Annotated in this window: 8 protein-coding genes; all 8 read left to right on the forward strand. The window is 42.1% G+C overall.

The window, feature by feature from the left end:
• Positions 1-4 precede the first annotated feature (4 nt).
• The 8 genes from sov to J4E06_RS14230 all read left to right on the forward strand — a co-directional run bounded on the left by sov (position 5) and on the right by J4E06_RS14230 (position 11870).
• On the forward strand, positions 5-7108 hold the full coding sequence (sov, locus tag J4E06_RS14195; protein ID WP_349524621.1) for a T9SS outer membrane translocon Sov/SprA: 7104 nt from the start codon (positions 5-7) through the stop codon (positions 7106-7108).
• A 103-nt stretch (positions 7109-7211) separates the two neighbouring features.
• On the forward strand, positions 7212-7592 hold the full coding sequence (gene gcvH / locus J4E06_RS14200) for a glycine cleavage system protein GcvH (RefSeq protein ID WP_349524622.1): 381 nt from the start codon (positions 7212-7214) through the stop codon (positions 7590-7592).
• A 76-nt stretch (positions 7593-7668) separates the two neighbouring features.
• Complete coding sequence (locus J4E06_RS14205) at positions 7669-7992, forward strand: VanZ family protein (protein WP_502877352.1); 324 nt, start codon at positions 7669-7671, stop codon at positions 7990-7992.
• 63 nt (positions 7993-8055) lie between these two features.
• Entirely contained in the window at positions 8056-8760 is a 705-nt protein-coding gene (locus tag J4E06_RS14210) for an energy transducer TonB (RefSeq protein ID WP_349524623.1), read from the forward strand.
• A 158-nt stretch (positions 8761-8918) separates the two neighbouring features.
• The gene (gene cyoE, locus J4E06_RS14215) at positions 8919-9821 is read left to right on the forward strand and encodes a heme o synthase (protein WP_349524624.1); all 903 of its coding nucleotides are present in this window, start codon (positions 8919-8921) and stop codon (positions 9819-9821) included.
• A 1-nt stretch (position 9822) separates the two neighbouring features.
• A complete protein-coding gene (locus tag J4E06_RS14220) occupies positions 9823-10404 on the forward strand; it encodes a cytochrome c oxidase subunit 3 (RefSeq protein ID WP_349524625.1) in 582 nt (193 codons plus the stop codon).
• A gap of 92 nt (positions 10405-10496) precedes the next feature.
• A complete protein-coding gene (locus tag J4E06_RS14225; protein ID WP_349524626.1) occupies positions 10497-11471 on the forward strand; it encodes a cytochrome c oxidase subunit 3 in 975 nt (324 codons plus the stop codon).
• 15 nt (positions 11472-11486) lie between these two features.
• On the forward strand, positions 11487-11870 hold the full coding sequence (locus J4E06_RS14230) for a cytochrome C oxidase subunit IV family protein (RefSeq protein WP_349524627.1): 384 nt from the start codon (positions 11487-11489) through the stop codon (positions 11868-11870).
• Positions 11871-11907: the final 37 nt, after the last annotated feature.

Below are 11907 nucleotides of genomic sequence, written 5' to 3' on the forward strand. Positions count from 1 at the left end.
TAGTTTGAAAAAAGGGGCAAAACCAATACTTAAACGAGCACGTTTTAAGTACATCTTCTTTGTTGTTTGTTTACTGTCCATTTCCAACCTGATGGCGCAGGAAACCAACGAACAGGCTCAAGATTCTGTGAAAACGGGAGTTGAGCTTGGCCGCCTTATCTTGGAAAATCCCGATAGCATTGTTGCAAAATACACCTACGACCCAAAAACCAACACATACGTTTACACGGAAAGCATTGGCGACTTCAATGTCAATTACCCTGTAATTCTTACTCCAGAACAATACTACGACCTGGTCGAAAAGGAACAAATGAAAGCTTATTTTAAGCAAAAGGCTGATGCCTATGCTGGGAAGAAGGCGGGGAGTGAGGAAGCCAGAAAAAATCTTTTGCCCAATTTTTACGTAAACAGTAACTTTTTTGAGACCATTTTTGGCGGGAACACTATTGAGGTGATCCCACAAGGTTCGGTAGCGATGGATTTGGGGATTTTATGGCAGAAGAACGACAATCCCGCACTTTCACCCAGAAACAGAACCAATCTTTCCTTTGATTTTGATCAACGTATCAGTTTGAGTTTATTGGGGAAAGTAGGAGAGCGTCTTCAAGTAACGGCGAATTATGATACCGAAGCCACATTCGACTTCCAGAACCTGGTAAAACTGGACTACACCCCGACCGAGGATGATATCATTCAAAAAATTGAAGTAGGTAACGTAAGCATGCCGCTCAATAGCTCTTTGATAACGGGGGCACAAAGTTTGTTCGGGGTAAAAACACAGCTTCAGTTTGGAAAAACCTCGGTGACCGCCGTTTTTTCCGAACAGCGTTCGCAAAACAATACCGTAGTCGCCCAAGGAGGTGGCACCGTTAGTGAATTCTCTTTAACAGCTTTGGATTATGATGAGGATAGACACTTTTTCTTGGCACATTATTTCCGCGATAACTACGATCGTGCACTGGAGTTTTATCCTTTTATCCAAACCCAGGTGCAAATTACACGTTTGGAAGTTTGGGTTACTAACCGAAGCCAGATAACCCAAAACGTTAGAAATGTTGTCGCCATCCAGGATTTGGGTGAAGGCATCTCCGACAATACTCGTATCGGTGTCAACAATGGAGACCCGGCAGGTTTTTTTAATGCACAAGCTGTGGCAACAGGACTTCCTCAGAACAGTGCCAATGCCTACGACCCCAATCAAATTGGGAGTGGTGCACTAACACCGGCCATCCGTGATATTGCAACGGTGGAATCTGGTTTCAATATTCCTGGGTATACCGTAAATCAAGGTTTTGACTACGCTATTTTAGAGAATGCCAGGAAACTAGAGGCGGGAAGAGATTATGAATTTGATTCTCAATTAGGGTATATCTCTTTGAGTCAGAGCTTAAGCAACGATGAGGTTTTGGGGGTGGCATTTCAGTACACCTTTAATGGAGAAGTGTATCAGGTTGGAGAGTTTGCCAATGGCAGTGTGGATGCCACAACGGTTTCCGCCAACAACAACTTTGTAGAGAACAATGCATTGGTTTTAAAATTATTGAAAAGTAACATTACCAATGTTCAAGATCCTATTTGGGATTTGATGATGAAAAACATCTATTCCACGGGGGCCTATCAATTGAACCAAGAGGATTTTAAACTGAACATACTCTATTCCGACCCAACACCACGAAACTATATTACACCAGTGGACCCCAATGCAGGTTGGCCCGAAGGGTTACAGGACCAGATATTGCTCAATGTTTTTAATCTGGACAGACTGAACACCTATAATGATGTGCAGCCTGGCGGGGATGGATTTTTTGATTATGTGGAAGGAATTACGGTCGATTCCCAATCAGGTCGAATCATCTTTACAAAAGTTGAACCCTTTGGGGAATATCTTTTTGACGTTTTAGGCGGAGGTACCTATGATGTGGACAACGATCAGGGTTACAACCCTAACCAAGCGCGCTATGTGTTCCGTAATATGTACGCAAAGACCAAGGCGGCCTCCTTGCAAGATGCGGAAAAAAACCGTTTTCAAATTAAAGGAAAGTATACCTCGCAGTCCAATAACGGGATTCCTATTGGGGCTTTCAATGTGCCACAAGGTTCCGTAACGGTTACGGCAGGCGGTCGTCAGTTGCAAGAAGGTATCGATTACACCGTGAACTATCAAGCAGGAACTGTTCAGCTACTTGACCCCAGTTTGGAAGCATCCAATACCCCTATCAATATATCCGTGGAGAACAATGCGGTGTTCGGACAACAGACCAGAAGATTTGCGGGGGTAAATGTGGAGCATCAATTCAATGAAAAATTTGTTTTGGGCGGTACGTTTCTCAATTTAAATGAGCGACCGCTGACCCAAAAATCAAATTACGGGATAGAACCCGTTAACAACACTATTTTTGGACTGAACGGAAACTTTAGTACGGAAATCCCTTTTTTGACCCGGCTTGCGAACAAGCTGCCGAACATTGATACCGATGTTCCGTCCAACCTATCATTACGTGGCGAAGTGGCGTTCTTGAAACCCAATTCACCAAAAAATGCGGATTTTAGAGGTGAAACCACTACCTATTTGGATGATTTTGAGGGCGCTCAGGCCTTGATTGATATTCGTTCCTCTTTGGGGTGGACCTTGGCAAGCCCGCCGTTGGAATTTTTAAACGATAGAACAGGGATTGATATAGGCTACGAGCGCGCAAAAATGGCTTGGTACACTATCGACCCTATTTTTTATACCAATCAGCGGCCATCGGGAATGTCGGACAACGATATTTCCCTGAACTCCACCCGTAGGGTTTTTATTGATGAGGTCTTTACGGAAACAGATATTGCACAAGGTCAAACACAAGTACAAAGCACATTGGATATTGTGTATTATCCAAACGATAAAGGACCCTACAACGCCAACCCAAGTTTTGAAACAGAAGCCCCGGATGCCAAGTGGGGTGGAATTATGCGACCATTGAGCAGTACAAATTTTGAACAATCCAATGTAGAGTTTGTTCAGTTTTGGGTGTTGGATCCTTATATCGATGGTGAAACAACCGATGGTAACGCTGGGGAACTTGTATTCAACTTGGGCAACATTTCCGAAGACATTTTAAAAGATGGTAGAAAGCAATATGAAAACGGATTGCCTGCCAGTACCAATAACGAAGTGCCAAGGGAAACCCCATGGGGGCAAGTGCCTTCTACACAGTCCTTGGTGTATGCATTTGATGCCGATGAAGCAAATAGGACCGCACAAGATCTTGGATTGGACGGATATGATGATGCTGCGGAAGCGGCCATTTATAATGGACCGGCAGAAGACCCAGCTTTGGATAATTACCAATACTACCTGAACAGGGAGGGTGGCATCTTGGAGCGTTATTTTGATTTTAACAACACCCAAGGAAATTCACCCGTTTCCGTGACAAACACCAATAGGGGCTCCACGACCTTGCCCGATGTTGAGGATATTGATAGGGATTTGACCATGAATACGGTAAACAGTTATTACGAATACCGTATCCAAATAAAACCCAATACCACTATTGATGATCAATATGTGACGGATATCCGTGAAGGGCAGACGCCAACCTTGCCCAATGGAACCCAACTGAATAGACGATGGATCCAGTATAAAATACCATTGAGCGATTTTACTGATGCCGTTGGTGGAATTTCCGACTTTAGGTCCATTAGTTTTATGCGTATGTACCTTACCGGGTTCTCGGACGATGTTGTGCTACGTTTTGCCACCTTGGATTTGGTGCGTGGAGATTGGAGAACGTACACCAACTCTTTACAGCCCGATGTGGATAACGATCCTTCGGATGATGCAACCGTTGTGGACGTCAACACGGTAAATATTGAAGAAAATTATGGAAGACAGCCCATTCCTTATGTGTTGCCCCCAGGAGTGGTACGGGAACAATTGAACAACAACAACACCATTATCCGTCAGAACGAACAATCTTTGTCCTTTGTGGTGGAAAATTTAGAGTCTGAGGATGCCAGGGGAGTTTTTAAAAATGTGAATATTGATGTGCGTCAGTACGAACGCATTAAAATGTTCATGCATGCCGAAAAAATATTCAATACGGATTATTCGGATAACGACACGCCTTTGGTGGGTTTCCTTAGAATTGGTACCGATTTCTCCGAAAACTTTTATCAGATAGAGCTGCCACTTCAATTCACTTCTTTCGGCGCATCATCTCCCGAAGAGGTTTGGCCCGATGTAAACGAGATAGATATTGCCTTAAACGATTTGAACAAAGTAAAATCCAAAGGAATATCAGATCAGACTTTGAACGATATCAATTATTATGAAATTATAGATGGGGAAGCTGTTCTTGTGGACGAATTTGCTCCGCGCACTTTGGGCAGGGTTCGAATAGGGATTCGAGGTAACCCTTCCTTGGGAAGTATACGCGGCGCAATGGTCGGAATTAAAAATATTGATGACATTCCAGCCCGCGGCGAAGTATGGTTCAACGAATTACGATTGGCAGGTTTGGAAAATAACGGCGGTTGGGCAGCTACCGCCGCTTTGGACGCGAATATGGCCGATTTTGCCAATGTGACCGCGACGGGGAATAGAAGTACATCCGGTTTTGGATCTATAGATCAGAGTCCAACAGAACGTTCTTTGGAAGATGCTATTTCGTATGATGTAGTGACCAATGTAAATGTAGGCCAATTGTTTCCAAAAAAATGGAACCTTCAGCTACCGTTCAACTATGGAATTTCGGAAACCCTTATTACCCCAGAGTTCGATCCTGTTTACGATGATTTACGATTGGATGACAGAATTGCTGCAGCGGCAACAGCCGAAGAAGCCGAGACGATACAGGAACAGGCAGAGGATTATACCAAACGCACAAGTATCAATTTAATAGGAGTACGAAAAAACAGGGGGGATGAAGCCGAGGAAAATTTCTTCGATGTCGAAAACTTCACCTTCAATTATTCCTATAACGAAACTAATCACAGGGATTTTGAAGTGGCCGAGCTGAGGGACCAGAACGTTTCCACTGGGTTCGTTTACAACCATAACTTTAAACCTGCACCGGTGGCACCTTTTGCCAAGAAAGATTCCATGCTTACTGGTAAATATTGGCAATGGTTGAAAGATTTGAACTTTAATGCCCTGCCCACAAGCCTTTCTGTCAACGCCAATTACAATCGTTCCTTTAATCAACAAAGATTTAGGGATGTATTGGAGCCCGGTGTGGATGCCTTGGAATTGCCCTTGTTGCAGCAACGGAACTATCTTTTTAATTGGCAATACGCCCTTAATTACAGCATTACAAAATCGTTACGGTTAAATTTGACAGGGTCCAACAATAACATTGTCCGTAATTATTTCAATGTGGACGATGACCAAGACTCTGGAATCGATCAAACTCTTGATCTTTGGGATGGCTTTTTTGATTTTGGAGAGCCCAACCGGCATGCACAACAAATGCAGTTGAATTACGAACTGCCCTTTGGTAAAATACCCTTCCTCAGTTTTATAAATGCACAGTACAGCTACACCAGTAATTTTGATTGGCAGCGTGGGGGAGATGCCCTTTTTGAAGTGGCCGGGGAGAACATCAATACGGTACAGAACGCCAACACCCATAGTCTAACCGCCAATATGAGCATGCAACGCTTTTACGACCTTGTTGGTTTGAAAAAGAGAGATGGCAAGGTAACCGCAAACCAGGCTGCTGTTCGAAGGGACAAAGCAGGCAATCCTGCCAATGGTGAAGATGCTGATGGACCAAGGAAGACCAGTAAAGGGTTTAACACTATGGTGGATATATTGACCATGGTGAAGCGGGTGAATGTTAACTATAGTGAAAACAATGGAACCGTATTGCCCGGATACACCCAGTCGGTTGGATTTATCGGCACGATGCGGCCAACCTTGGGCTTTGTGTTCGGAAGCCAGGCCGATGTGCGTTTTGAAGCGGCACGTAGAGGATGGCTGACCGATTATCCAGAGTACAGCAACCAATATATGCAAAACACCAACAAACAGCTTAACATTACCGCAACGGCACAACCTACGCAAGATTTGACGATAGATTTGAATGCTGATAGGAACTATATGAACTCCTTGCGAGAAAGTTACAGTCCCGAGGAATGGATGAATGGGCAGCCTGGATTGATCAATGAGATGGGGAATTTTAGTATTTCCACGGTGATGATCGGAACCGTTTTCAATAAAAGTGATGAGTTCGATTCCGAGACCTTTGAGCAGTTCAAACAAAATAGGATCACCATAGCCAACAGATTGGTGTCCGATAGAGGTGAAGCTCCCGGAGAATTGGATGAGGACGGTTTTCCAGAACGTTATGGGAAAACACAGCAAGATGTGTTGCTTCCCGCGTTCTTCGCCGCTTATACCGGGCAGGATGTGGAGCGTGTAAATATGGATGCCTTCCGCGAAATTCCTATTCCGAACTGGAATATCAAATACACAGGTTTGATGAAGAGTAGATGGTTCAAAGAGAAATTCAAACGCTTTTCATTGAGTCATGGCTATCGTGCCGCCTACAGTGTGAACTCGTTTCAGACCAATTTGGAGCGTCAGAATACCACCGTTGACCCTGAAACCGGGGATTTGCTCCCTGCAACACTCATCAACAATGTGGTGCTTACGGATGAATTCAGTCCGTTGATGCGAGTGGATTTTGAAATGCAGAACTCTTTTAGCTTCTTGGCCGAAGTACGGACCAGTAGAACCTTATCCTTGAGTTTTGACAACAATCTTTTGACCGAAATCAATGGCAATGAGTATACCTTGGGACTAGGTTATCGTTTCAAGGATGTCAAGTTTGTGACCAATATCGGAGGGGAAAAGACAAGATTAAAAGGAGATTTAAATCTTAAAGCAGACCTTTCTCTAAGAGATAACATAACCATCATCCGTAATTTGGACATTGACAATAATCAGATTACTTCCGGTCAAAGATTAATGTCCATCAAGTTCACGGCCGATTATGCCCTTAGCAAAAGTTTGAACGCATTGTTCTTCTATGATCATTCCTTTTCGGAGTTCGCGGTTTCCACAGCATTTCCGCAAACAACCATCAATGCGGGCTTTACCTTGCGGTACAACTTTGGAAACTAGTTTATAGGCTTATTCGTTTTTCTTTAATTTTGTCGTAAAGTTTCTTTGAAAAGCTTTCCGCAATCTGTTACATTTGTCCATCGACTAATTCAAACAGTGAATAATGAACATACCATCAGAATTAAAGTATACTAAAGACCATGAATGGGTCAAAATAGATGGAGATATCGCAACCGTAGGAATTACGGATTTCGCACAAAGCGAACTTGGTGATATCGTTTACGTTGAAGTGGAGACTTTGGACGAAACATTGGATAAAGAAGAAGTTTTCGGAACGGTTGAAGCCGTAAAAACCGTTTCCGATTTGTTTTTGCCATTAAGTGGGGAAATCGTAGAGTTCAATGAAGCTTTGGAAGAAGAGCCCGAAAAAGTGAATTCCGATCCTTACGGTGATGGCTGGATGGTGAAAATTAAAATAAGCGAACCCTCTGAGGTTGATGACCTTATGAGTGCCGACGACTACAAGGCATTGGTTGGTGCTTAGAAAAAACAAATACACCTTATTATTTGTAAGCTGGGTGGTGTTAATTACAATACTCAGCTTATTTTCTTTCTCAAGTATGGATTTGGATACAGGAAACTTAAATATTCCGTATGCCGATAAAATCACCCATTTTATATTTTATATGGTGTTCAGTTTTATAGGATGCTTAAGTTTACGGGAAAGAACCTCGGGAAACCTAGGGTTGGGCAAAACCTTGATTTACATCTTGTTTTTTGCTATATTATATGGTATACTTATAGAGCTATTGCAATATACGGTCACTACGGACCGTATGGCCGAATTTGGCGATGTTTTGGCGAATACTTCAGGAGCAATTACAGGAATTGCACTGATTCGGTGGGTTTTTTCCAAGAAAAACCCGTTAAAATGGAAATTTTAATTGTTTATTTAACCAATTAATAATTAAATTAGCAAACACTAAATTTAGAAAAGGAGAAAAAGGATGGAACCAAAAAAGAACCCGAAAGCAGACGTAGGAAGAAACAGTACACTATATTTTGTTATAGGATTGGCTGCTGTTTTGGCATTGGTCTACGGTGCCATGGAGTGGAAAAAATATGACAAGGCGAATGATTATGACATTTCTATGAATGTTGAAGATCAATTGGACGAAGAAGTGCCAATGACCGAGCAAATTAAAACTCCGCCACCACCGCCACCACCTGCTGCCCCCGAAGTAATCGAGGTTGTGGAGGATGAAGAAGAAGTTGAAGAGACGATTATCGAGTCTACGGAAACCAGCCAAGAGGAAGAGGTTATCGAAATCGAGGAAGTTGAAGTAGAAGAGGTGGAAGAAGACATATCTGTACCGTTTGCTGTAATCGAGGATGTTCCAGTGTTTCCAGGTTGTGAGGGAGCCAGCGATAAAAAAGCATGTTTCCAAGAGAAAATGCAAGACCATATTCGAAGAAACTTCCGCTATCCTGAAATCGCACAAGAAATGGGTGTTCAAGGTAGGGTAAGCGTTATTTTTGTTATCCAAAAAGATGGAAGTATCGGTAACATTAGAATGCGCGGACCCGACAAAAATTTGGAAGCAGAGGCTTTGCGTATTATTGAAAAATTACCTAAAATGACTCCAGGAAAGCAAAGGGGTAGACCAGTAAAAGTGCCTTTTAGTATTCCAATTACATTTAAGTTGCAGTAGAAGTTATATAAATTCCTGTCGAGGCAGGAATGAGAAAAGCCCGAATGAAATTTCATTCGGGCTTTTTTTGTGGATTTAACCCCAAGAATCATAAAACTTTAGCTTTGGTTGCAAAAGATACGCGCTGGCGTTATCTTTGCCAGCCAATATAGATGTGGATGAAGTCTGCCGTAGGTTCCGTAAAAAACAATACCATTTCCTTGCTATTTTCTGACTTTAAGGAGATTACAAAGGCCAGATTGGCTGTTAGCGTGGTTTTTTCTTCCATTGCAGGGTATTTTTTGGGCGCCTACCAAGTTGATATAGTTTCTCTGTTGTTGTTGATGTTCGGGGGGTATTGTATGGTTGGGGCATCCAACGCTTACAATCAGATTATCGAAAAGGATCTGGATGCTTTGATGAAGCGTACCCGAAACAGACCGATTCCCTCGGGAAGAATGTCCGTGAAAACCGCAATGATGGTTGCAGTGACGTTAACGGTGCTTGGAATTTTATCGCTATTGGCGCTAAGTCCCAAAACCGCTATGTTCGGGGCCATATCAATTTTTTTGTACACTAGTGTTTACACACCTTTAAAAACAAAGTCGCCGCTCGCGGTGTTTGTTGGGGCTTTTCCGGGAGCGATTCCCTTTATGTTGGGTTGGGTAGCGGCAACCGATGATTTTGGCATAGAGCCAGGAACTTTGTTCATGATTCAGTTTTTTTGGCAGTTCCCCCATTTTTGGGCTTTGGGCTGGATGTTGGACGAGGACTACAAACAAGCAGGCTTCAAAATGTTGCCTACGGGTAAAAAGGACAAGGGCACCGCATTGCAAATTATTTTATATACCATTTGGATGATCGTTATCTCCATAATTCCAGTCTTTGGTTTTACAGGAAGATTGCATCTTTCCATACCGGCGGCAGTAATTGTATTGTTGTCCGGGTTGGTCATGTTGTTTTTTGCATTCAAATTATATGAAAACAGGGACAATGCATCGGCAAGAAAGTTGATGTTGGCAAGTGTCACCTATATATCATTGATTCAAATAGTATACGTAATAGATAAGTTTATTAGCTAAAATGGATTTAACCCAGGGAACAACGGAAGAAAAGAACAAAAGAGCAAAAAAGATGATGCTCTGGTTCGGTATTGTGAGTTTGATCATGGGCTTTGCCGGTTGGACCAGTGCCTACATTGTAAGTAGTAAGAGGGAAGATTGGGTAAGTGATCTGGAATTGCCCAGTGCTTTCTTTTTGAGTACCGCCATAATAATTTTGAGCAGCATCACCTATTTAATTGCAAAAAAGGCGGTGGCAAAGGACAATCAAAAGATGGGGACTGTATTTTTGCTGGTTACCCTAGTCTTGGGCATTACCTTTATATCACTTCAGTTTGTGGGCTTTTCCCAAATGTTGGAGAATGGCTATTATTTTACCGGTCCCACTAGTAATATAAAAATGTCCTACGTATTTTTGATTGCTGCCGTTCATATTGCACACGTAGTGGCAGGCTTAATATCGCTTTTAGTGGTTCTGGTTCAGCAGATCAGAAAAAAATATACCCCGGAAAATATGTTGGGGATGGAACTAGGAGCCACATTCTGGCATTTCTTGGATTTTCTTTGGGTATATCTAATTCTATTTATGTATTTCGTGAAATAAAATTTGATTGGAGCAGTTTTCATTCAAGTTTGTCTTTTACAATACATCAAAAAATGTAAATTTGTGAAAGTTTTAATAAAACGACCTTTTATATGGATTCAACGGTAAGTACCGGTACAGAAGACAGCGTTTGGGGAGGTGGAAATAGACCTCTTGGCGCTAGCTATGGAAAATTGATGATGTGGTTTTTTATCATATCAGATGCCTTGACCTTTTCTGGTTTTTTGGTAGCATATGGTTTCTCAAGATTTAAGTTTATTGAACTTTGGCCAATTGCCGATGAGGTATTTACCCACGTACCCTTTTTCCATGGAAATTATCCCATGTACTATGTGGCCTTTATGACCTTTATTTTGATTATGTCCTCCGTGACCATGGTGTTGGCGGTGGATGCAGGTCATAAAATGAAACAGAAAAGCGTTATTCTTTATATGTTCCTAACCATTATCGGTGGAGCCATTTTCGTTGGTTCACAGGCTTGGGAATGGGCAACTTTTATAAAAGGTGATTACGGGGCGTTGGAAACAAACTCAGGCAGAATACTTCAATTTGTAAATGCCGAAACAGGAGAGAGAGCAGCTTTGGCCGATTTTGCAGAAACCTTACCGGAAGAACGAGTAAAACACCAGTCAAATCAAGGTATTTGGTTTGAAGGAGAAGGTTACAAAACCTCTTACTCCTTGAACGAAGTTGTTGAAGGGTTCAAAGCAACACCAAATATCCTTATTCGTACCGAGCAACTTAACGAAGAAGGCGAAAAGACCCTTTTGGACCGTAAAGAGTCCTTGGCGAAAATTTTGGAAGCCAACCAAGTAGTGGAAGGGGCCAACCTTATACATAACGAATACGGACATCGATTATTTGCCGATTTCTTTTTCTTTATAACAGGTTTTCACGGATTCCACGTATTTTCCGGGGTGATGATCAACGTTATCATTTTCTTTAACGTGATTCTCGGTACTTACGAGCGCAGAGGCCACTATGAGATGGTAGAAAAAGTTGGACTCTACTGGCACTTTGTGGATTTGGTATGGGTATTTGTATTTACATTCTTTTATTTGGTATAAAAACATTGATTATAAATGGCACACGAACATAAACTTGAGATTTTCAGAGGACTTGTAAAATTTAAGTCGAACACTCAAAAAATTTGGGGAGTACTTCTTTTCTTGACCATTGTAACCGCAATTGAGGTCGCATTGGGTATCATTAAACCAAAGGCGCTTACCCAAAGTTACTTTTTGGGCATGAAATTGCTCAACTGGATTTTTATCATTTTAACCTTGGTGAAGGCCTATTACATTGCGTGGGACTTTATGCACCTTAGGGATGAAAAAACCCCGTTGAGAAGGGTAATAGTGTGGACCCCCATATTCTTGATCTGTTATTTGATATTTATATTGCTTTTCGAAGCAGATTATATATACAGCGTTTTCAGCGATGGGTTTATAACCTGGGACTTTTAAGAAAGTATTTAACAAGTTAAAAAGGCGGTTTTCCAAC

It is taken from the genome of Allomuricauda sp. NFXS6 (assembly GCF_040148835.1).
Classification (GTDB): domain Bacteria; phylum Bacteroidota; class Bacteroidia; order Flavobacteriales; family Flavobacteriaceae; genus Flagellimonas.

Coding starts and splice junctions, on each gene's coding strand:
- gcvH (WP_349524622.1), top strand. CDS start 7,212: ATGAACATACCATCAGAATTAAAGTATACTAAAGACCATGAATGGGTC.
- J4E06_RS14205 (WP_502877352.1), top strand. CDS start 7,669: ATGGATTTGGATACAGGAAACTTAAATATTCCGTATGCCGATAAAATC.
- J4E06_RS14210 (WP_349524623.1), top strand. CDS start 8,056: ATGGAACCAAAAAAGAACCCGAAAGCAGACGTAGGAAGAAACAGTACA.
- cyoE (WP_349524624.1), top strand. CDS start 8,919: ATGAAGTCTGCCGTAGGTTCCGTAAAAAACAATACCATTTCCTTGCTA.
- J4E06_RS14220 (WP_349524625.1), top strand. CDS start 9,823: ATGGATTTAACCCAGGGAACAACGGAAGAAAAGAACAAAAGAGCAAAA.
- J4E06_RS14225 (WP_349524626.1), top strand. CDS start 10,497: ATGGATTCAACGGTAAGTACCGGTACAGAAGACAGCGTTTGGGGAGGT.
- J4E06_RS14230 (WP_349524627.1), top strand. CDS start 11,487: ATGGCACACGAACATAAACTTGAGATTTTCAGAGGACTTGTAAAATTT.